Annotated in this window: 9 protein-coding genes; 3 read left to right on the top strand and 6 right to left on the bottom strand. The window is 56.1% G+C overall.

Features of this window, described 5'->3' with window-relative positions; genetic code table 11:
- The first annotated feature begins 18 nt into the window (after positions 1-18).
- The 3 genes from VH413_20220 (at position 19) to VH413_20210 (ending at position 10,249) form a co-directional block, all read left to right on the top strand.
- Positions 19-3,285, top strand: coding sequence for a DUF5010 domain-containing protein (locus VH413_20220; GenBank protein ID HEX3801028.1), 3,267 nt, complete (start codon positions 19-21; stop codon positions 3,283-3,285).
- Between the two features lie 56 nt (positions 3,286-3,341).
- On the top strand, positions 3,342-6,770 hold the full coding sequence (locus VH413_20215; GenBank protein ID HEX3801027.1) for a DUF5703 domain-containing protein: 3,429 nt from the start codon (positions 3,342-3,344) through the stop codon (positions 6,768-6,770).
- A gap of 95 nt (positions 6,771-6,865) precedes the next feature.
- The gene (locus VH413_20210; protein HEX3801026.1) at positions 6,866-10,249 is read left to right on the top strand and encodes a glycoside hydrolase family 2 TIM barrel-domain containing protein; all 3,384 of its coding nucleotides are present in this window, start codon (positions 6,866-6,868) and stop codon (positions 10,247-10,249) included.
- A gap of 15 nt (positions 10,250-10,264) precedes the next feature.
- On the opposite strand, the gene VH413_20205 is transcribed toward VH413_20210, so the two are convergent.
- From VH413_20205 to VH413_20180, 6 genes are all read right to left on the bottom strand, one after another.
- A complete protein-coding gene (locus VH413_20205; GenBank protein ID HEX3801025.1) occupies positions 10,265-10,630 on the bottom strand; it encodes a hypothetical protein in 366 nt (121 codons plus the stop codon).
- A 25-nt stretch (positions 10,631-10,655) separates the two neighbouring features.
- Positions 10,656-13,553 (bottom strand): glycoside hydrolase N-terminal domain-containing protein, encoded by a 2,898-nt coding sequence (locus VH413_20200; protein ID HEX3801024.1) that lies wholly within the window; start codon positions 13,551-13,553, stop codon positions 10,656-10,658.
- 3 nt (positions 13,554-13,556) lie between these two features.
- A complete protein-coding gene (locus VH413_20195) occupies positions 13,557-14,399 on the bottom strand; it encodes a type II secretion system protein (GenBank protein ID HEX3801023.1) in 843 nt (280 codons plus the stop codon).
- A 102-nt stretch (positions 14,400-14,501) separates the two neighbouring features.
- The gene (locus VH413_20190; protein ID HEX3801022.1) at positions 14,502-20,063 is read right to left on the bottom strand and encodes a LamG-like jellyroll fold domain-containing protein; all 5,562 of its coding nucleotides are present in this window, start codon (positions 20,061-20,063) and stop codon (positions 14,502-14,504) included.
- A gap of 183 nt (positions 20,064-20,246) precedes the next feature.
- A complete protein-coding gene (locus VH413_20185; protein ID HEX3801021.1) occupies positions 20,247-20,870 on the bottom strand; it encodes a response regulator transcription factor in 624 nt (207 codons plus the stop codon).
- 9 nt (positions 20,871-20,879) lie between these two features.
- Positions 20,880-24,299 carry an ATP-binding protein gene (locus VH413_20180; GenBank protein ID HEX3801020.1) on the bottom strand — a complete coding sequence of 1,140 codons (3,420 nt, stop codon included), beginning with the start codon at positions 24,297-24,299 and terminating at the stop codon, positions 20,880-20,882.
- Positions 24,300-24,324: the final 25 nt, after the last annotated feature.

The following is a 24,324-nucleotide window of genomic DNA, read 5'->3' as shown; positions in this document are numbered from 1 at the left end:
TCTGGCTTGGTTTTCGCAATGCTTCTAATCGTTGCCAATGTTCAAGCGCAATACCTCGGAGTCACTTGCGGCTATCAGTATAGCGCCCAGCTCACCGGCCCCCTGAGTGATCCCAATCAGTTCAATATCTCGCTCTACAATCCGCAGTCAAGTAATCCCAACGCCACGTGGGACAACTGGGCCGAGCAACTCGGCCAGGCAGGAGTGGATTTTGTCTGCCCGAATCTCACCGGAACCAAGCCCAACAACGGCGGCAATCCGACGAACATCATTCCATTCATGGCCGCATTAAGCCGCCGCGGGCTCGCGAACCAAATCAAGTTCGCCATCTTCGACGACAACGCGGCGTCGTGGGTTGCCCAATGGAATGAGGCGAACGGACGCGGCTACGGTTATGCGGATAAGTTCGACATGTCGGACACGAATAACTGGAAATATCTCTACGATTATAACTACAAACTTTTTTATCAAACTGTTCCCGACACGAATCGCTTCAAGATCAAGGGGCGTCCGTTGCTCATCATCTGGACTGGCAACACCGTGACGTTTCTTACCAACACTCAAGGCAATGTCTCGCGCGCTTTGACTTATGTCCGTCAGAAATGTCAGGCGGATTTTGGTTTTAATCCTTACATCGTTCTGTCCTCGGACTTTTTTTCCAACGACACCACTTGCAACAATCCCGGCATCGCTGACGCGTCGGAAAGCTGGTTCACCGCCGGACCCAACGGTCCTTCGCATACGCTGGTCACTAAGAACGGCGTGAAGGTAGGCGTCGCGGTTGCGGAATTTCAGCACACCGGCCAATCTGGTTTTCTCGATCCGAATCACGGCCAGCTTTTCACGACCGGACTCACACAGACCGTCGGCGCAAATGCGTTGCTGACCTTGTGCGAAGGTTTTACCGATTACGAGGAAGACGCGGCGCAATTTCGCGTGCGTAATCTCGACGCGCAAAGCAATGCCCTGACTTACAGCCAGACGTTGTATGATTACCCCAACCAGCGATTGAATATTTTGCGTCAGTTCAGCGTGCGTCCGTTTCCGGCGGAAATGAAATTCGAGGCGGAGGGTTGCGATACTTTTGGCGGCGCAGCAAGCGGCAACGGCAAATCGAATTTTTATCGCAATGGCAATATTGCCATCGAACCGACGACAGACGCAGGCGGCGGTTTCGACATCGGCTGGATCCAGGCGGGCGAATGGTTTGAATGGACTGGTGTGCCGATCCAAGGGAGTCAGGTGCATTTGCGCGTGCGTGTCGCGAGTCCGAACAACGGTTGCCAACTGCACTTCGTGATTGACGGAACCAATTATCCCGCCATGACCGTGCCGAACACCGGCGGCAATCAATCATGGGCGACGGTTGAAAGCGCGAGCAGCTACACCTTCGCGAAGAACAGTGTGCATAACGTGATGCTCATTTGCGATACTGGGGGCTTCAATCTCAATTACTGGCAATATCACGACGACATTCCCATCGGCGCAAATATTAATTTGCGCTCCAGCGCGAGCGGCAAGTGGGTCACGGCATCGAACAGCACGCTCAATGCGAACGCCGCGTCGCCGGGCACGAACGAAGCTTTTACAGTAGTGGATGCCAGCGCCAGTTTTGGTTACGGCAGCGTGGCCTTGCTCGCGGCGAACAATCAATATGTCACGGCTGATACCAATGGCATCCTGCCGCTCAGCGCGAACGCCTCTTCCATTGGTTCGATGCAGGTTTTCGATTGGGTGGACAATGGCAACGGCACTATCTATTTGCGCGCGCTCGCCAACAGTCTCATGGTGTCGGCCACGAATAGTTCATCGGCCTATCCGCTGGTGCCGAATCGCGTTCGCTTCAATGCCGGCACGCCGGAAACATTTGCGGTGACGCAAGTGTCCGCCAATTCACTTTCATTCGTTGCGCAACCCAACAACAGCGCGGAAGGTTTGTCCATCACAGCGGGCGGACTGAACGAAGTCCAACTTGCCGCCGCAGATGCGAACCAAAATCCGATCACGGGCTTGACCATCACTCTCTCGATTGCCAGTGGTGATGGCACGCTCACTGGAAATACCGCTGTCACAGATGTTAATGGCATTGCTCATTTCAATAACCTCATCATTAATTTGATTGGCGCAAAAACTTTGCTGGCATCGGGCGCGAGTGTTCAGCCGGTCACTTCTTCCGCATTTCAAATCACGCCCGGTGCGCCTGCGAGTTTGAGCATCGAATCCGCTGCCGACGGCAGTGGTTCACCCGTTGCGGCAAGTTTGATCGTTGCCGGGACTTCGCTCAATGTGTTCGCCATCTCGCGTGATTCGGGAGGTAATTTCATAACTAATTCTGCGGCGACGTGGTCGCTCGTCAATATCACCGGCGGTGTACTAGCTCGTGATCTCGTTTCTTCAGCAGACGATCGCAGCGCGGCTTTCACCGGTCACGCACTGGGCTCGGCCAAAATTCAAGCCGATGAGGCGCTGGTTGCGCAGTCTGGTTTGGTGACCGTCATCGGCGTTCCGGTGTCGTTCACCAGCGGAACATTCTCGAATAATTCCGTGCTTAATCTCGTCGGCAACAACGCAACCCAATTATACGGCGTGAGCCTCGGCGATGGAACCGCACACTCGACCGCCAACGGTTTTAAATTCGGAAGTTTTCCGAGCACGAACCTAAGCTACGGCAGTTCGAGCGCTTATTCAGTATCGGGATTTCTGAGTGGCGCGACGAGCGGTGACGCGAACTTTGATACCGTGCTCAATGACGCGGAGTTAGGCATCGGCAACGGTGTGATCACGCTTAGTAATCTCGTCGTGGGCATGACTTACAAAGTGTTGTTCCTCGAATCCGATACGCGCACTGGCGTGGGCACGCGAAATTTCACCATCGTTTCAGGGGCTTCCAGCGCGGCGCAATCGTATGCGTTTGTTAGCGGCGTTCCGGCGCTGGGTGGTTATATCGAGGCCACACTTTTGGCGACGGCTGCGACACAATCTTTCACGAACACTCAGGCGGGTTACGGCTATCAATTAAACGCAGTTCTCATCGGCGCGGTTCCTCCGCCGACGCCGGCGGTGATTACGGCTGCGATAGTCAGCGGTTCGAGCATTCATTTCGCGGGGACGAACGGTGTTGCCAACGGCACTTATCGCGTCCTCACTTCCACCAACGCCATGTTGCCGCTGGTGAACTGGACGGCGGTGCTGACCAATTCGTTCGATGCCAGTGGCGCATTTTCCAATAGCATTCCGATCAACTTGAATGAACCGGGACGGTTCTATCGGTTGGTCGAACCTTGAAAGTGATGCGGACGAAAATTTGGTTTCAACTGGCGCGATGTTTGGCAGCGCTTTCTATGACGATGGCATCTGCCGTCGCGCAAACCACGACCGACATCGTTCCATTGTTGGCCTCAAACAACGTCACTTGGAATTCACCGGGACCGACTTATGCCCAATCCATGCCGCTGGGCAATGGTGACATTGGCTTGAATGTTTGGGTTGAGACAAACGGCGCCGTGAATTTTTACATCGGCAAAACAGACGCCTGGGGCGACAACGTACCCGGCGATCAAGGTCTCATGAAAGTCGGCGGCGTACGCATCGCGGCCACTCCAAGTCCGCTCACCAGTGGCGCGTTTTTTTCGCAGGTATTAATGTTGCACGAAGGCCAGATCCAAATCACCGAAGGGACGGGTAACAATTCCATCGTGTACGTCGTTTGGGTGGATGCCAACAATCCCGTCATCCACGTTGAAGCCACCAGTGGCGGCGCGCCCTTCACCTTTCAAGCGAGCTTGAACGATTGGCGTTTGAAAGCTTCAAATCCCGACGTCGTGCTCACCGCCCAAACAAACCGCATCGGGTGGTATCATCGCAACAGCGCGAGCGACGATCCGCACATCGCGAACTGGATCTTCGGCGCGCTCATCGCCGGCGCCGGCATGACCAACACCACTTCGACCAATTTGCTCTCCAACCCCGTCACCTCTCAACTCATCTCCATCTACCCGCTCACGACTCGTACGCAAACGGCAAACCAATGGCTCGCTCAAGTCCAGACGAATCTCACGCAAATCAGCGCGCAATCGCTCGCAATCGCGCGCACTGCGCATCAAACCTGGTGGGATGCCCTCTGGCATCGCAGTTGGATTTATGTCAGCGGCGATTCCAGCGCCGCAACCACCACGCAAGGCTATGTATTGCAACGCTTCGTGACCGCCGCCGCCGGACGCGGCGCCTACCCCATCAAGTTCAACGGCTCCCTGTTCGTCGTTGACAATCCCTCCGTTCCCTACAACGCCGATGGCCGCCGCTGGGGCGGGCAATACTGGTTTCAGAACACCCGCCCAATGTATTGGCCCATGCTCGAATCCGGCGACTTCGACCTCATGTCGCCGCTCTTCAACATGTATGCGCAGTTGCTTCCCGCCGACGCCGCGCAAGTCACCAGTTTCTACGGTCACGGCGGCGCGTATTTTGCGGAGACGGCTCCGTTCTGGGGCGGAATTAGTTTCGAGGGCACGAACAGTCCCGCAAATTTCACCGCGCATTATTTTGAAGGCATTCTTGAGTTGAGCACGATGATGCTCGATTACTACGATTACACCGGCGACACCAATTTCGCCGCGAACACCCTCCTGCCGCTTGCGTCCGCCGGGCTCGATTTTTACGACCAACATTTTCCGCTCGATGCCAGTGGCAAAATGTTTCTCGACCCCGTCAATTCCCTCGAGACCTATTGGAAAACTCACGATCCCGCGCCCGACATCGCGGGGCTGACCTCCGTGTTGCCGCGCATGCTCGCGCTCCCGGCGAATCTCCTCGCCCCGAGCAATCAGGTGAAATGGACGCGCATGCTCGGTGAAGTTCCGCCCTTGCCGACCGGAACGAAAAGCGGCGCGAGCGTGCTTCTGCCCTACACCGGCCCGCAAACTAATCAAATCGAAAATGGCGAAAACACCGAACTCTACGCAGTTTTTCCGTATCGCGTTTTCGGCGTGGACAAAGCCAATCTGCCGCTCGCAGTTTCCACTTTCAACGCGCGCTTGTTCCACGGCCTCGGCTGGGCCGATTGGATGCAGGACGCGATTCAAGCCGCTGTCATCGGGCTCACGGATGTCGCCCAACAATATACCGTTTATAATTTCACGAATACCGACCCGTCGCTGAAGTTCCCCGCATTTTGGCGCGAGCAAAACGATTATATGCCGAGCGAAGATACCGGCGGCGTGGCCCTCGACGCCTTACAACGCATGCTCATGCAGAGTGACGGAACGAAAATCATGCTGCTGCCCGCGTGGCCCGCCACCTGGAACGCGGCCTTCAAACTCAGCGCGCCGTTTCAAACCACTGTTCAAGGAAATATTGTGAACGGTCGAGTCACCAATCTCGTCGTCACTCCGGCAGCGCGCGCGGCGGATGTGATTCTGATGAACGGCGGCGGTTCGGCGCCAATGCCGCCAACGAACGTAATCGCAACCGCGATGGACACCGGAATCGTCTTGAGTTGGAGCCCGGCGCATGGCGCGCTCAGTTACAATGTCAAACGCTCGGCCACTTCCAGCGGCCCTTACACCGTGATTTCAAACAGCGTCTTCAATCCAAGTTTCACCAACAGTATTTTGGCGAATGGAAATAAATATTATTATGTGGTGTCCGCGGTAAATCCTTCCGGTGAAAGCGCCAACTCCACGGAAGTCACGGCCACCTCGCGTTACACCATTCCCGATGCTCCCGCCAATCTTTCCGCCGCTGCCGGTGACGGACAAGTGGCGCTGACCTGGAGTTCCGTTTTCGGCGCGCTGAATTATAATGTCAAACGCTCACCGTCCGGTTCCGGTCCGTTCACCAATATTTCCAGCCCGGCGAATGCTTATTTTTGCGATACCAACGTGATCAATCGCAGCACTTATTATTATGTCGTCTCCGCGTCGAACGCCTTGGGTGAAAGTCCGAATTCCACATTGGTCGCCGCGCAGCCGGTAGGTTCCTCAAATATTTTATCCTTCACCAGCGGTGTCTTTTCCAACGATTCCGTATTGAGTTTGATCGGATCGCCGTCGCAGGAATTGTATGGAATTTCTTTAGGCGATGCCACCAGCCGAACGACCACGAATCAGTACATTTTCAAAAATTATCCAAATACGAACATAAATTACGGCGGCTCGGGCGCTTATTCAGTATCGGGATTTTTGAGCGGCGCGACCAGTGGCGATGCGAATTTTGACGGCGTGCTGAACAATGCGGAATTGGGCATCGGCAGCGGCGTGATCGTGTTGAGCAATCTCGTCGCCGGGCAAAGTTATAATGTTTTATTTCTCACCACGGATACGCGCGCGAGCGTCGGCTCGCGCAGTTTTGCGATCATGTCCGGGACGACTTCGAGCCTGAGCCAGGCTTATGCGTTTCCGGCGGGGCAGGGCGGTTTGGGCGGATATGTGTTTGCCACCTTTATCGCAAGCGCGACCACCCGCTCATTCACCAACACCGCCTCCGGTTACGGTTATCAACTCAATGCGGTGCTGGTTGGAAAAATCGCGTCACCGGCTTACTACCTCAGTCCGCGTATCGAAATGCTCGATGGAAAATACATCGTCATTAATGGCGCCAACGGGCCCGCGAATAGCGCGTATCGCTTGCTGGCATCCCCGGACTCGCTGGCTCCGCTCAGCGCGTGGACGCCGGTGGCCACAAATTATTTCGACAGCGCCGGCAACTCCGTTTTCACCAACTCCGTGAATCCCGGCACTCCGGCGATGTTTTATCGAATCGTCAGTCCTTAAAATTTGCATCCCGTTAAAACTCCAACCCACGAAATCGCACTCCCCGCTTTAGGGAATTGTGAGGCCGCATTTTTTTATCCAAAGTCATTCCACTCATGAGCAATCTTGGCAATCAAACGCATTTGATGAAGTCCTATCTTGTAACCGTCGCCTGTGGCCTGTTGGCCGCGTTGTGTGTAACGCGCGCCTCCGCTGAAAAAATAACCTTCGACCACGTATTCGCGCCGCAATCCGGTTTGGTAAGTTCGTATGAAAAACCCCAGCGGCAGGAAATTTGCCTCAATGGAACCTGGCAATTTCAAGCCGACAAAGACGTCTCCGTGCCGGATGCCTTGCCGAAACTGGGCGAGTGGGAAAAGACCGCGATCAAGATCCCTTCGCCGTGGAATGTAAATTCATTCTCGATGGATCGCGAAGAGGACGGCGGCGATTTTCGCGCTTATCCTTCCTATCCCAAAGAATGGGAAAATGTCCGCGCCGCGTGGATGCAGAAAACCGTAACGGTTCCCAAGGAATGGGCCGGACAACGTCTGTTGCTGCATTTCGGAGCAATCGGTGGAAATGCGACTGTCTTCGTGAACGGTCAGAAAGCCGGGCAGGGGTTCGATATTTTCTTTCCACAGGAATACGACGTCACCGATCTGCTTCATCCGGGCGCGGAAAATCAAATTCTGGTCAAGGTGGTTAGTTCAAGAGTTTTTGATAAACCCGGTCGGTACGGCCGTCGCGAATATTTATCCGGTTCTTTTTGGGGCACGCACATCGCGGGAATCTGGCAGGACGTTTATCTCTTGGCCGAGCCGAACGTCTCCGTCAGTGAGATTTATGTGCAGCCCTGGGTTGATCGGGATGAATTGCAAATCGAGGCGACGGTCATCAACCGCGGAAGCACGCCGGCAACCGTGGATTTGTCCGGTGAAGTTCGCGAGTGGCTGAACCAAACCGGCGATTCCGTGCTCGAAAAACCCGAGGTGAAATGGAGCCTCGCAGATAAGAAATCCCTGGATTTGCCCGCGCAGAAAATCACCGTCGCGCCGAACGAAACCCAGCACGTCATCTTCAACGTGCCGGTGAAGTCCGCACTAAAATTGTGGTCGCCCGACGCGCCAAATCTTTACGGCATTTTGTTGCACATCGCGGGCGGTGGCAAAACGGTGGATACGAAATACGAGCGATTCGGCTGGCGGCAGTTTTCCTTTCAGGGCAACAAACTTCTGCTCAACGGCCAGCCGATCACGCTGAAAGGCGACTCCTGGCATTTCCTCGGCATCCCGCAAATGACGCGCCGTTATGCCTACGCGTGGTATCGCTTGCTCAAGGACGCGGGCGCAAACGCGGTGCGGTTGCACGCCACGGTTTATCCGCCGCTTTATCATGAAATGGCCGACGAGATGGGCATGATGATTTTGGACGAAAGCGCCATCTGGCTCAGCGACGGCGGCCCCAAAGCGGACAGCGATTTGTTCTGGACGAATTGCCGGACGCACGTGGAGGAGTTGGTGCGGCGCGATCGCAATCATCCCTCGGTGTTCGGCTGGAGCGTCTGCAACGAGAGCCTCGCGGTCCTGCGCAATGTCTGGCACGCGCCGAAAAGCATGATTGATCACAACCTCGCGGAAATTTCCGCGTGGGTGGAAATTTGCCGCACGAACGACCCAACCCGCCCGTGGATTTCCGGCGATGGCGAAGACGACGCGAACGGCCGCCTGCCTACCATCAATATCCATTACGGTGGCGATAACGACATGCGCCGCGCCGCCAATTCCGGCAAGCCGTGGGGCGTTGGTGAAACCAGCATGGCTTATTATGGCACGCCCGAGCAGGTCTCGAAGTTCAACGGTGATCGCGCGTATGAATCCGATCTCGGACGCATGGAAGGTCTCGCTTACGAATGTTACGGCCTCCTGCGCGCGCAACAGAAATTCGGCGGCGATTACCAGAGTGTATTCAACATCGTTTGGTATAGTATTCAGCCGCTGCCTCTCGGCAAAAGCGTCGTGACGCGGCCCATTCAAATGGACGAAGGTATTTTCTTTGGCGATTACAAAGAAGGCATGCCCGGCGTGCAACCGGAGCGATTGGGGCCATATTGTTCGACGCTGAATCCCGGTTACGATTCTTCTCTGCCGCTCTATCGTCCCTGGCCGATGTTCGAGGCCATTCGCGATGCCAACACGGGTGTGACAAATTCGCAATGGGCCGAAGCGCCGCGTATGCCCGTCAAAAAATCACCAACGGCTGACGCAAATATGAAGATCAATACCATCGCGTACTTGCCCGACAATGGCGCGCGCCTCGCGACGGCATTCGGCAAAGTGGGCATCAAACCTTCCGCCTATTCCGATAATCAGAATACGGATTTCCTGCTCGTGGATGCTTCCAAACTGTCCGACTCACCCGGCAACGCGGAATCCCAAGCGGCGATTTCCAAAACCCTGCAAGCCAACGGAACTGTATGGATTTGGAACCTTGATAAAAATGGCGCAGCGGCTCTCAGCAAAATCTTGGGAAGTGAGATCACGGTGGACTCCCGCCCGGCCTCGTCGTTCGTCATCAAGCAAGCGGATGCGTTGACGGCGGGATTGGGAAATCCCAATTTGTATTTCTCCGACAATGATAATTGGCGTCAGCTTAATTTCACCTTGGGCGGCGATTTCGTGAAAGGCTCGAAGGTCGCGGTGGACGCGTGCGTGGCGGATTGGCGCCGGTGGTCGTATAAATCCGAGCCCGTAAAAACGGCGGCGCTTTATCGCTCCGAAGTCGAACGCCCGGGACCGCTCGCCGCAGTCGTTATTCGCGAGATGAATCCGGGACGGGTGATTCTTTGCAATATCAGTCCCGATGCGACGTCGAAGAAAAAATCCTCGCTGATCGAGCGGTTGTTCCGCAATGAAGGAATTCAACCGCAGGCGATTGACACCAGGGACGAATATTTGGACGCGGGTGGCCATCTTATTCGCGCACTGGTGAGCGGCTCATTCGGCGTAAAAACCGCCGATGATGCCTATGCCGTGAGTCTGCCCGACCGCGAGATCAAGGAAGATGGTCGCATCAATGGCCGTCGTTGGGTGATTCGTCAGGCGAACGACGCCGGAGTATTTGATTTCAAAACTGCCCTCACCGATGGCCCGCAGGAAAATGCGTTTGCCTACGTTGTGGTCTGGATAAAATCGCCCAAGCCGCTCAATGATTTGTTGTCCGAACCGAACCTGCCAAAATTGTCGTTCATCTACGGTTCCGATGACGGCTGCGAGGTGTGGTTGAATCATGATTTGCTGGCGACGCATAATCGCACCGGCCCGCTCGAACCCGAGGGGTTCACCATCAATCCGCTGCTGCTAAAGCTGGGATGGAATCAACTCATCATCCGCGTCGTGCAAGGGCAGGGCGAATGGAAGTTCACCGGCAAGTTTGAATGCAGCGACAAGAGCTTCGTTTCCAAACTCGAATTCGCGACCGACAAACCGGCGGCGCAATAGTTTCGCGCGTAAGCCTCAATGCGCGGCGGAGTCCACGGCTTTGACTTCCGTGGTTTGAACGTCAATCACCCAATGTTTGCCCGCGGGTGGTGCGGGAAGTTGCATCGAACGTGACTGGGCAAGCTCATCCAGGTCCACGGGGAACCGCGCTTTCTGCCGGATGAAAGAACGAAGCTGGCGCGTCAGATCTGAATTCACTTCGCCGGTCAAAGCGTTGCTTGGACTTCCCGCCGGAATTTCAACCGTCGGCGGAGGCGGGGTGGGCTGCTCAGCAGAGCCGGATGTCCCGCCCGCATTTTTATGACAGGCCGTGATCAGCGTTGCGACCGCGCACACGACAAAGAGGTTTTTAACGTGACGAAAAACTAAATGGATTCGCATAATAAAAATCGCCGCTGGGAAATCTTTACGGATTTTTACCGTCGCTGCCGAAGACTTGAAATTCCCAAAGTGAGAAACCGTAAATCGTCGCACGTGTCTTGCAATTAACCCGCACATAACGACCCTGTGCGTGCAGCCCGGGATAATCCAGCCAGCCGCTGTCGGAATTTCCCGTGACACTTTTCACGTTTGTCCAGTCATGGCCATCATCGGAAACTTCGAGGTCATAATCCTTGCCGGTGGCGGCTTCCCAATCGAGTTTGATTTCCGTGATCTGCTTGGATGCGCCGAGATCAACCGAGATCCATTGGTTGTCGAGATAGTCGCTCGTCCAGCGGGTGCTTTCATCGCCATCCACCGCGTGCGTGGCAACGACATCGCCATCGTCGCTTTTCACCGACGACGCCGTGACCGGTTTGCCTTGCGAAAGCAGCGCTGCCGGCGTTGCCGACGAAACCACGACCGCCGCTTGCGGATCGAAAGTCGCCGTGATGACCGATTCGCCCTTGGGCAAGGTCAGGCGGCAACCCCGCTTCTCCATCCCCAGCGCGACAATTTCCTGCGCCGCGCCGTTCATTGCAAGATGCGCATTCGTGACGCCCGGCGGCAAACCGATGGCCATTTTTTGCGCAATGGCAGAAGTCAATTTTGCAGTGACCGTTCCCGCCGTCATGTCCCACGCCAGATCGTCAATTTTAATTTGGCCACGGGCAAGGCTGCCGTCGAAATTCCCCTTTGGCAACGCGAACGGCAACGCGGGCAGCAAATCCAGTTGGCCCGGTTGCGAAAAAACGAGGCAGTTATAAATCACCGATGGAATGCCGCCGCTGGCATCCACATTGAAAACCTGCAAATGGTCATAGTGCGAAGGAACCAGGCTCGTGTGGAAAACCCCATTGACCGCCATCGCCGTAAGAAAGTTCCACGCGTCGTCTCCCCGCCCAAGTCGTGCCGCGGACAGCGCCGCCTGCATGCGAAAATGCGATTCCGTTTCGCGCACCGAGCGGATTTTTTTCTCATACGCCAGCGCCGACGCTTTCCAAAGCTCCGGCGTCGCGTCGGGACTGAATTCGTAACTGACAAACAGCGGATAGAGCGACGACAGATGCCGGTGCATCGGAAATTCATACATGTTCGGCTCGATGAATTCCTTGAGCGTCCCGTTCGCTTTCGGCGCGACTTCATTACCTTCCATGAGACGATAGCGCGGCAAAGGCCCGCCGGTCGTTTCCGCCGTGTTGATCATGTACGGCGGAATTTTGGCGAGCAACGCCTTCCAGCGCGCGACCCCATCGCGTTCCACGCCGAGCAGTTCGCAGCCCGCGATAAGATGCGTCAGCGTTTCCCGTGCAACCGCGAAATCTATCGTGGCATTATCACAAAAAGCGCACTCGTAAGAAAACGAAGGTGTCGCGCGAACCAAACCATTCGTATCCGGCACATACCAGTCTTCATAAAACAACGCGCACTCTTTGAGATAAGGAATGGCATGCTTCCGCAAAAACGCGCGGTCGCCAGTATAGAGATAATAATCGTAAAAATAATGTCCCAGCCATCCCGCGATGGAAACCTGGTTAAACCACTGCCATTCGCGATTCTGCTGAAAATAAGTTCCCTGATCCTGCATGCGCGCCGGATAAAGAATCCCCCGGCACCCGGCCAGCTTGCGCGCCCCCTCGCGCCACGAAGGCACGCCCGCCTCGATAAGATTAAAGAACCCGCTCATCAATTCCGGCATATTCGCATTGCAAGTCGAATCAACCGCCAGTTGCAGATTCGCATCAGCGCTATAATCGCTATGCCACGGTGGGTTCCACGTGCCGGTCCAAATGCCTTGCAAGTTCGGCGGCAAATCCCCGCTGGAGCACAACACAACATAACGGCACGCGTCATAGATTTTTTCCATCAACGCCGGCGAAAGTTTCTTCTCCCGCTGAGCCCGAGCGAGCAATTCATCCGTGGTCAGCGCGCGATCAACTCCGCCACCCAGGTCCAGCCGCACCCGATCAAACAAAGCCCGATGAATCTTTTCATGCGGCGCCAGCAATCGAGTATAATCGGAATGCACCGAAGCCAACTCACGGGCTAGGCCTTTCACCCCGCCAATCTCCGGCGGCCGAAACCGCTCGATGCGCGCAAGAATAAGAGCCTCATCCGCGTGATGAATAGTAAGTCGTCCGTTTTCCGCAGTGATAGAACCACCTTGAGCCACCGCCCGCACGACCCCGTCGTAACCACCATTTCCCGGCGCATAAAGATTATGAAACCCAATCCAATCCGTGCCGTTAGTGGATTGCGAATGAATCAACCGGCTCGTGATGCGTCCCAGATCTATCGTGCAATCGAGCTGTCCCGCGCCGGGACCTTTAATGGAAATCACAACCAGATTGTCCGCGCGCGAAACAAAAACACGCGTGGAAAAATCCCCGCTCGCGCCATGCCAGGTCGTTTCCACTTCACCGGTCTCAAAATTTTCCGAGCGGCGATAATCAGTCGCCTGGTCCGCGCCTTCGATTTTAAAATTCAAAAAAGCGCCAGGGTGATAATCAATCGTCTCATCGGGAGCCAAACCGTTCTCCTTCGATTTTTGAAACGAAAAATCCATCGCTTGTTTGTAACCTTCGTCGCGAATCAAGCGGCGAATCTCCGGAACGAAACGCGCCGTGTCCGCCGGGCCCACTGTTTTCGGATCGTACTGCGAAGTATAGAGACGGTCGTGATTGATGATGATGATGGGCGATTCCGGCATGCCGTAAACGACCGCGCCCATGCGGCCATTGCCCGTGACCATGCCGCTCTCCCAATTCTCCGTCCAATTCGTGCTGACCGCGCCGCGCTCGGGAACGCCCGCGGAAATGTTGAAAGCGCACACCGCAAAAGTGAATGCGGCGGCGAGCGAACGAACCACGTTGGTTAATCGCATTGGTTATTGGTGCACGGTGGTGACGGACGTAAGCCAGCGCATGTCCTGCATAAACGCGGGACTGCTGCTCGAGTAAGTCTGGATGGGATTGGGCGGCGTGTAAGTGGCGGACGAAAACCATCTATGAATGAGCGAATGGCCGTCCGCGAAGGACATCCCCGACGCGCCATTATGATAACCCGCTGGAAAATCCGGTTCGGACGCCGAGTTCGCCGTGTCCGCCGTCATCGCCACGGCAAAACCGCCGTCGTTGATGCTCGCGGCGGCTTCGTCAATGAAGCACCAGGTTTCAGATGGATTCACAATCGTGTTCGCCTTGGTATAAGTCACGTACGGCGGCGCGGGAAGCCAATTCCCCGTGGAGAAAACCTGGCTGCACGAAACGCTGCGGATACGCGGCGCGCCCGTTTGGGCGGGATAATTCTGCGTGGATTTGTCCGCCGGGCAGTGATAAATATTTATCGTTCGCACATAAGGATACAACAGCCCCAGCGTGAGCGTTTGTTGATTGGTGCTGTTGGAAGGATCGGACATCGTCCCGCCGCACCAATACATCGCCCATTCCGCGGGCGCGCCAGGAGTCTCCCAATTCGAATCTACCGGCGCGGTGCGATCCTGATTGTCGTTCGGGTACATGATCCACGCAAGCTCAAGCTGCTTCGTGTTGTTCATACACGTGATGCCTTGCGCCTTGGACTTCGCCTTGGCCAGCGCGGGCAAAAGCAAACCCGCAAGAATGGCGATGATCGCGATCACCACCAGCAATTCTATCAAGGTAAATGCCCGCGACGCCAAATCATCCTGGCGCGCCGCGCGGCCAGCGTGAATCGAATATTTTTTCTTCATAAATTTTTCGCAATTAAAAACATTCTTCGTTCAAATCATTCATTAAGATACGGGGCGGACACCATCTTCAGAGTCCGCCCCGCTCCCTTCGCTCTCACGCCACTAAGGTGCGACGATCGAGTAGAACCGTTGCGCTTCACCCGTGTTGATCGGCAAACTCACGCTGAAGTTTCCGCTGCCGTCGAAGTTGCCGCTCGCGACCACCGTCCAATTCGCGTTCGTGACGGAGTTCAATACGGTCGAACTCAACAACTGGAATGAACCCGATGGTGTGCCGCCCGAACCGGACAGGGTGAGGTTGCCATCGTTGACCACCACCGGCGCGAAATGCGCCGGTTGCGCCGGAGCCGGGCCGCTGAGGATCGTCAAAGTGCCCGAGGCGTTGTTGACGCTGGAACCGATTTGTTGCGGCCAGGTGAGCGGGAAATTCGCCGGAAATGCGCGACTCAAATCCAGCGCGGAATAAGTGCCCACCGGCAGAGCCGTGCCCGCGATCGTAACTGTATGGAACGTATCGGCCTGATGCAGGAACAACTGGCCGTTCAACACGAGATCGGCTTGGGGGCTGTTAAGGTTGTAGGAAGTCTCCAATGCGCCCGCCGTCGCCACCGTGATGGAATTGGTGCCGAGCGAATTTTGTGTGCTGCCCAGGAGCGCGCCTTGCAGCACGTTCCACTGGCCGCTGAAACTATTCGTCGGTCCGGAAATATCCAGGTCATTGGTGAGGCTGGTGTCGAACGCGGAATACTGAATCGTGCCGTTGCCGGTGAGATAGGCGCCGATATTGATCGCGCGCAACGAACCGCCGCGCACGCCGCTGTCGGAATAGATCGTGGTGTTGGCGAGGATGTCCACCTGGCCATTGATCGTCAGCATGCCGAGGCTTTGGCCCGCGTTGGCGTTGCCGGTGTTGTTGCCGGAATTATCCAACTGGCCGCCGGCGAATTGCAAGTCAGGGAAGAAGATCGTGACATTGCCCGGTTCACTGGCGCGCAATTCCGCGGTCGAACTCCCGCCCACTGCGGTATCACCGGCGTTGTTCAAGAAATTACCGTCACCTTGAATGATCAGACGTGCGCCGGGGAATGCCAGCGTCGTGCCGATAAATGGTGTGTTCAGGACCGTGCCCGGAGGAACGATGTTTGTGCTGCCGGGATCTTGCAATGCCAACTGCGTCGCCGAAATGTCAATGTCCCAATCGTTCGACGAATTCCAATCGTCTCCCGGCGGTTGAACAGTGATAAGTGTCGCCGTCATCGGCGGCGAAGTCGGCAGGATGGTTACGGTGGCAACTTGGCTTGGCGATGAACCACTCGGATTGCTCACCGTGACTTGCACATTGTAAGTGCCCGCCGCAGCGGTGAAGTTCGAGATGGTCAACGTATTGGTCGCGGAGCCGGACACGGAACCGATGCCCGTGATCTTTCCGTCACTCAACGTCGTGCTGTTGAATTTCCACGCGTAAGTCACCGGCGGCGAGCCGACGGCCACGACTGAGAATTGCGCCACCTGGCTTGGATAGATCGTGAGACTTAGCGGCGATATGTCCTGTGAGAACACCGGCGGCGGGCTCGACAGAACGTGTAGCGAACCGGAACTATTCGACACACTCGAACCGGTTTGCAACGCCCAGCTTGCCGGGAAGGCCGCGGCATTGAGGCTCGTCAACTGCGCCGCGGAATAAGTGCCCGGCGACATGGCCGCACCGTTCAGGAATACACTTTTGAAAGTATCATTCTGATGGAGGAACAGTTTGCCGTTGAGGAACAAGACCGCGTTCGGGTCATTGAGATCATAAGCAGTTTCCAGCGCGCCGTTGGTTCCGACGGTGATGGAATTGGTTCCCAAAGAGTTCGCGCCCGTCGCCAGCAACGTGCCTTGCGTGGCGTTCCATTGGCCGGAGTAAGTATTGCTGCTGTCGGTAATATTCAAATCACTTTGATAATTGGTATCACTCGAGATGTATTGGATTGAACCCGTGCCGGATAACGCCGAGTCCACGCGGATCGAGCGCGCGATCAAGCTCGGCGTAACTTTGACGAGTTGCACGCCATTGAAATCCGCTTCCGTATTCGGCGGCGGATTGGGCGTCGCGCCGTGGCCGTTGCCCGCCAGTGGATTCGCGGTATAGGAGATGTGAATGATGCCGCCCGCGCCGACGAGCACGTTGCGGAAGACAACGAAATCGTTGCCCTCGATGAATTGATTGTAACCAGCCGGGGTGCAAATCGTACTCAAGGTGCGTGACGAAGTCAGGTCACTCGAGATAGTAAAGCTCGTGCCGCGATCATGGTCGCCATTGCCGCCGTTGACGCCGTAGCAATACAAATCATACGTGCCGGGCGGGACGTTGTTGAGCGAGTTGTTGGGCTCGACGCCGGAACTGGTGATGCCTTCAAACGCTGATTCGAGTCCGCTCGGTTGTCCTTGCGTGCCCACGCCGTCCGCGTAGGTGAATTGCTCATGGCTCGTAAAGGTGATCGGCGACGCCGTCGTGCCGTCGGCGAGCAGACTGTTGGCAGTAGTGCCGTTATTGGCGAGCGCATTCCAATAATTGTGGCCGGGATCGGAGAACGCGCCTTGGCCGACATAATTCGCCGCGAAACTTCCCGGCACATCAAAGTTGATCGCCGTGCCGATGGGATCGCTCGCAATGATGACATTGCTGGAAACATTGATCGCGCCGGAGATGGTGGCTAGGCCATCGTCGCCATTGTCCAATCGTCCGCCTGCCAGCACAAGGTCGGCAAATGAATACGCCGTTGTGCCTGCCGGATGGTTGAGCAACAGTTCGCCGGAGAGGCCGATGGCGTTCGTGCCGTCAATCGTCAATTCAACGCCCGGGAACGCGATGCTCGCATTCGTATTAACACTGCGCAGTTGCGCGCCCGGCAAGACTTCAAATGTGCTGCCCGGAAACGCGGCGGCGGAATCGTAGGCCGAAAGCAGGTCGCTCCAATTTGCCGCCGTGTTCCAGTCCTGGCCAGCCGGTTCACGATTCGAGAGAGTGATATTTTGCGCACTGCTGGTGGCAAGCAGCGTCAGCGCCACTGGAGTGCTTATCACCGGTGAACCGAACGAGCCGGTCACCACGACTTGATAACTCACGGCATCCGCATTGCCGACATTGGCGATGCTTAATGCGGCCGAGTCAGCGCCGGAAACTATCGAGCCAAAACCCGTCGCGCCATTTTGGAGATTCACATACGTGCCCCCGCCGGTGCGATCCACCTGCCACTGATAATTCAATGTCCCTGAGCCGCCGGCATTCACTGTGAACTGCGCCGTTTGCGTGGGATAAACACTTTGCGCCACCGGCTGCACGCCGATCAGCGCGCCGTAGTTCGCGGTGCCCGAAGCGTTGGTGAATACGTTAAAGAGTTGATTGAAGGAAAGCGCCTGGTTGAACACGGCGACGTTGTCAATGACGCCACCGAAAACATTTGCGCCATTGCCGTCCGCCGGGTCATCACCGATAAGCGTCGGGCCGTTGAAACTTTGCAGCGGATGGGGATAAACATGCGTGGCGGAAAGCAGGCCGTTCGCATTCATGATGCTCACGGTCGCGTTGGTCGAAGTCACGGAGAGCGCGACGAACGACCATTGGTTCGGCGGAACTTCCAAACCGGAATTCCAACCCGTGGTATTGGGATCGTTATTCCAGGTGTAGCCCAAAACAGGATTGCCACTTGAATCGGCGTTGGGACCGTAACCGAATCCGGCGATGGTATCGCCGCCGCGGCTGAAGACAAATTTTTGGTTCGCTGCGCCGTTGTTGGGATTGATCCACGCGCTGATGGTGACGGTATTCGTATCGAGATTCCACGGCGTGGTGATGGCGACATTTTCATTGAGGTTGCCATTCGCGAAAGCCACGGCTCCGTTGGTCGCGGGAAATCCGGGCCAGCCTTGCGTCGGCGTCGGGCCGGAGACGTTGTAATTCGGATTGCCATTTTGGGTCGCGACACCGTAGATGCCATTATCGCCGCCGACATAATCCAGTGCGACGGCATTCGTCGTCGCGGGATCATTGGTATCGTTGAATTGATAAAAGTGCAGCGGGTTCTCGGAAATTTCCGTCGTCTCCAGCGTACCGCTGGCCGTGACGATTGTCAGTGGCACAGCAACAGATTTGAGCGTGAGCAAATCAGCGCCGGTAAGCACCGCCTGATAATTCAGTTGATCCGCCGCGCTCACGTGGCTGATGGTCAAAGTGCTGGTTTGCGAACCGCTGATGATCGAACCCGAACCCGTGGTGCCATCGGTTAGGGGAGTGCCATTGACAATCCATTGAACTGTGACGGGACCGCTGGGCTGGCTCGCGCCCGACACGCTGAAGTGCGCGGTTTCACCGGCGTAAAGAACTTCCGGTTGGGGCTGCGCGGTGATCAGCGGAGGCAGCAAAACCACCTGCGCGAGCTGCAAACCATTGAAATCGCCTTCCGCATTATTGGGCGTGCCCGGAGCGTTGGGATTGTGGGTATAGGTGAAAGTGATGTTGCCGTTGGTCCCGACGACAATGCCGCTGAACACCACATAGTCGTTGCCCAAAGTGAAGACGCTGTCCACATGGTTGGTCGTGCTTTGCGTGCCGTAGGAAACTCCCCCGGAAGTGACGGAAAAAGTCGCGCCGCGATTGCCATCACCCTGGTTGTCGTTTTTCCCGTAGAGATACAAAGTGTAAGTGCCGGGCGAAACATTGTTCAACGAACAGGTCTGCGTGGAGGAATTATTCGCATACGCAAAATGATATTCCAGTTCCGCCACCGTGCCTTGGGTCGTCGGCGAGCCACCTTGGTAATCGCCATTTTCCGCTTCGGTGAAAGTGACCAGGCTGACGCTTTGGCCGTCCGAATTCGTGCCCGGCGAAGTGGTGCCGTTCGCCTTGATCGGATTCCAATAATTCAATCCCGGATTGGAGAACGCGCCTTGGCCAGAAAAATTGATCCCGCCCACGCCCCCCGCGACGTCGAAATTAATCGCGGTGACATTGACCAATTGCAAACCGTTGAAGTCACCCTCGTGATTGACGCCGTAATTGCCCTGCACATTTTGATTGGCCGTGTAAGTGAACGTGACCGCTCCGCCCGCGCCGACAATCACATTCGTAAATTCCACGTAATCGTTGTGCAATGTGTAGCTGGTATCCACGCTATTGGTCGTGCTCTGGCTGCCGAAGGAATTCGTGCCCACCGTCACCGCGAAGGTCGTGCCGCGATTGGCGTCGCCCTGGTTGTCGTTTTTTCCGTAAAGAAAAAGATTGTACGTGCCCGGCGGAATATTGCTCAGCGTGCAGGTTTGCACGGAATTGTTGTTTGCGTAAGCATACCAATATTCCAATTCCGCGGGCGTGCCTTGCGGCGATGACGATCCGCCGGAGTAATCACCCGCTTCACCTTCGGTCAAAGTGATTGGCGTCGTGGTGACGCCGTCCGAAAGGAGTCCGCTGGAAGTCGTGCCGCTTTTGACAATCGGATTCCAGTAATTATGCCCTGCGTCGAGATACGCGCCCTGGCCGGTGTAACTGTCGCCACCCAAACCGCCAGTGACATCGAAGTTGACGACTTGCGCGCCTGCCGGTTGCGCGAAAAGTGCAAGGGCCGCGCCTGCGATCAGGCTGGCAAACAGCTTCGCGGTGGGAATTCGGGTCGGTTGAATCTTCATAGTTGGATTGATGGAGGAGTGGTTGGATTTTCGGAAAATGACCCAGCGCGATGCTGCGTGAAATAGCGCGTGGCCAAAGACCGTGGGTGATTCATGTTCCCAATTTACGAAAACGCACGACACGCTTGCATCATCCAAACGGATGATTTTGACCGGTCAGGGGAACGGCGACGAAAATTCCGCCTAATGAAGAAACTTCAAAATCGCTTCCGTCCGCGAACGAACGTGAAGTTTTTCGTAGATATGTTGCAGGTGCGTGCGCACGGTGTTGACGCTGATGCTCGAGCGCTCCGCGATTTCCTTGGTCGTATAACCCTTGGCCAGTTGCTGAAGAATTTCCTCCTCGCGCTGTGAAAGTTTTTCGTCCTTCATCGGGTCGGGCGCGCTCTCGCGAAACGATTGCACGACCCGGCGGGCGATCTGGCAGCTCATCGGCGCGCCGCCCAGTTTAACTTCCTGAATCGCGCGCAGGATGTCGGCGGGTTCGGCGCGCTTGAGCAGATAGCCGCTCGCGCCTGCTTTCAAAGCCCCAAAGATGCGCTCGTTATCTTCATACACCGTGAGAATCAAAATCTGCACGGACGGACAAAGATCTTTTAATTTTCTCGTGCAAGTGACGCCGGACATCGCGGGCAAATGAATGTCCATGAGCACCACGTCGGGCAGCAAACGGGGAATCGCCTTGAGCGCGTCCTCCGCCGAGCCAAACGCGCCCACGCACTTGAAGCCCGGCGCTTCGTTCACATAATTTTCCAGCGTCGCGCGAAAATCGCGATTGTCCTCGACCACCGCCGTGTTGATTGACATAGAAAAAATTTAATTGAAAGCCAGATGTATCCGGCAAACCGTGCCTTCCCCGGCGCGGCTTTCGCATTCAAACTGTCCGCCGATCATTTCCATTCGCCGGCGCAGGTTTTTTAATCCGTTGCCCGAAGGCTCGCGCTCGCCGCGAACGAAACCGATGCCATTATCCTCAACCGCGATGTCCAGCGCCGGCCTCTGCCAATGAATGCGCAGCCACGCTTCCGTGGCGTGGGAATGTTTGGCGATATTATTCAGCGCTTCGCGAACAGACAGGCAAAGATTATGGCGCACTTCAGAGTTCAAGGCCATCGGCGGCAGCGATTCATCCACGTCCAGCCGGCAACGGATGGAGGTCGTGCGAAAAAACTCCTCCGCCACGTGGCATAAATAATTTGCGAGACTCGACAGCGAATCATTCGCCGGATTGACCGCCCAGACGATTTCATCCAGCGAAGAAACCAACTGATGCGATTTCTCGGAAACCTTTCGCATCTGCGTGCGCGTGGCGGTGGGCACGAGCGAATCGCAACTTTCCACCGCGCTCAAAAAACGGATTTCCGTCAGCGTCGCGCCGAGATCATCGTGCAAATCCTGGGCGATGCGCGCGCGTTCGCCTTCCAGCGCGCGTTGATGCTCGGCCTGCTCGCGGCTTTTGATTTCCGCCGTCAGTTGTCGCGAGCGTTCCTCAACCTGCCGCCGCAGCATCGTGATCCAAACCAGCGCGAGCAACAGCACGACCAGCATCCCGCACATCATCGTCAACGCATGGCGAATGTTCCACCACGACGGACGCGCCAGCACGCGAATGTCATCGGGCGAATCGAGCAGCAACTCAAACGAATCAATTTCACGGCTGGACGCGCGGTCGCCGCCTTCACCCATATACACGCCCCTCAACGCGAGCTTGCTTCCCGGCAAAAGCCCCGACAACAACCCGTGCCGATTCGGCAGCCGCGCGTTGAAAGTGCGATTGCCAGTCTGCAATTCCAGCACCTGTTCCGTGCGTTGCATGCTCAAGCCGACGAGCCGCGCCTGCACCTCAACCAGCGTCGCATCCAGTTTTCCATTCAACAGTGCATCTTCAGCCAGCGGAACGGCCGGCGGCAAATTCGCTTTGCCCAGCCGCCGCATGACCGCTTCATGCAAAACCGGCGAAGGGCCGCTGATGTCGGGAAAACCAACCGCTTCGATCAATTCACCCGGTTCCAGTTTGGGATCCAATTTCGGCTCGCAACGAAAACCGTTGATGCCGTCCATCAGAAAATATTCGTCCTGCCGTTCCTGAGTCACTTGCCCCGCAATTTTCACGCGACGCAAATTATCCGCATTCGCGTCGAACAGCAGCAGATCGGACGCGTGTTTGAGCGGGGCGGCGAACGGGTTGGCCGGCGGAAATTCATCGGCAACAATCGAGGCATTCAACAACTCAAGCGGCGGCAGCAACCTTTGATTTTTATCGCGCCCCGGAGCGCAGATACCGCGAATCCGCACGAGCGCGCCTTCACAGTCCGTGAGCGAATTCGTATCAAGCCCGGTCAAACGCAATTTCACCGAGCCATCGCGCGTCAATAATGTGACGATGTTTTTTTCAATCGAAGTCGCGATGCCGCGAATCTCCACGAACTTGGTGTCGAGGCTGCCATTGATTAATTCCTCACCGGTGGGGTGCAACGGTTCAGGCAAAACTCCCGGACGCAAATAAGTCGCGCGATGCACCCGGACGTTCGGCGCAAATTCAACTGTGGATTCGCCCTCCATCTCCCAATAATCACCGATGCGCGGCAACTCGCGCGTATCCGGATTGGCCCATAAAAGATAAACCGAAGCGGTGGCATCCTGAAGCACGTAGTCGGTCGCGCCACGATAAGTGATCACGCCCTGGATTTTTACCGGATAGCCGCGCGCGGCTTCGGCGCGGTTCAGGCTTTTGACCTGGATGGCTTCGGTCAACAGCGGCAGAGCCGCGGGATTGCTGCCCGGCAGTTGCGAAATGGTCCGGTAAAATCCGATTTGCAATAAGCCATTTGTTTCGCTCGCGTCATACCAGCCGAGCGCTTCGATTTGCTCTCCGATGCCGGGCGGCGATTGAGTCGTGGAAAAAAGAACCTCGCCGGTTTTATCCGCAAGCGTAAGAAATTTCTCGCCGGTCTTTTGAATGACCTTGCCGCTGGCGTGAATCAATTCGCCGCGAGTTTTTGGCAGAGTGGCATCGGTGAGCGATCCCAAAGAAATCAGCGGATGATCCAGCCATTGGGCTTCGGCAACTTCTTCGACGGTGATGTCGCTGGCTTTTGCCACCCAGAGTGACGGCACCGATTGGCCATCCACAGAACGGGCATTTTGGCAGATGCCGAGAGTCTTGATGCGGCTTTGCGGCAACAGCGTCAATGGCCCATGCTCGCGGGCCAGCACGCGAAGATACGCCTGGCCCATGCTGGTGCTGAGTTCGAGATTCAGGCCGCCATAGCTCTCGCTCACGCGCGTGATGACGCCCTCGACCTCGGCCCATTGCGAATCCTGTTCTGCGGGAATGGCCTGGCCAGGAAAAATTTCCCGCGGCAGGGGCATGACCCCGCGGCCAAGGTCGGTCAAGCGCAACCGCCCATTGCCAAAAAATATTTTTGCGCCGTCATCGGACCGCAGCCACAGTTGATATTGCCCGTCCTGCGGCACATCCAAATAACCGGAGATGACCATGCCAATGTTGTTCGTATGGCCCAACCCATGAAGATTGAAGTTGGTAAAACTTCCTGATTTAACTACGGGCAGTTGCGAAAAATCGGGAACGTGTTTCCATTCGCCTTCGTAATAACGGTAGTTCAACGAGCCGCCGATTTTGCCGCCGCTGGCATCCGGGTCATCGCGAAAAAAAGCGGAGGTGGGCACGTGCTGGCGGCGCAGATGTGCGTTCGCCCAATCCAGGCTCAATTCATATTCTGCTGGTCCATTGAACCACTCGATAAAAAATGGATGCAGACCTGCGGAGAAAAATGCAGTCTCCGATTTCTCCGCGCCGGAATGGAGTCCGTCATTGTCAATGAGCGGTTGGTCGGCGATGCCATCGCTGCCGACGACACAAGCGCCTTCGATGCGCACCCGCTCGCCAGGTTCAAAGGCGGGTTGGTTCGTCAAACTCATTTTCACCGCCACGCCGGCCGTGGCGTCTTGAAAAATAAATTCGTCGCGCGTGGGGCTCACCCAGAGCACGACGCCTTCCAGCCGCACGGCGCCGCAACCCAGACCATGCGTGATCACCGCGCGGCGCACTTCGAGAATATTTGTGAAGACAACGGAGGAAGTTGGAGGAATATCTTTTGCCACAAGTTCGCCGTCCGGCAGCATCAAAACGGCGAACGCAAGCAACCGAAAGATTTGCCTCCACTTGCGGCAGATGGCAAAAATGAAAAATAATTTCGGCGGTTTCGAAATCATGGCGCTGGCGAAAGTTACAAGACGA

The organism is Verrucomicrobiia bacterium (assembly GCA_036268055.1).
Taxonomy (GTDB): Bacteria; Verrucomicrobiota; Verrucomicrobiia; order Limisphaerales; family Pedosphaeraceae; genus DATAUW01.
The sequence above is the reverse complement of the archived record's forward strand: the minus strand, read 5'-3'. Positions and strand labels throughout refer to the sequence as shown.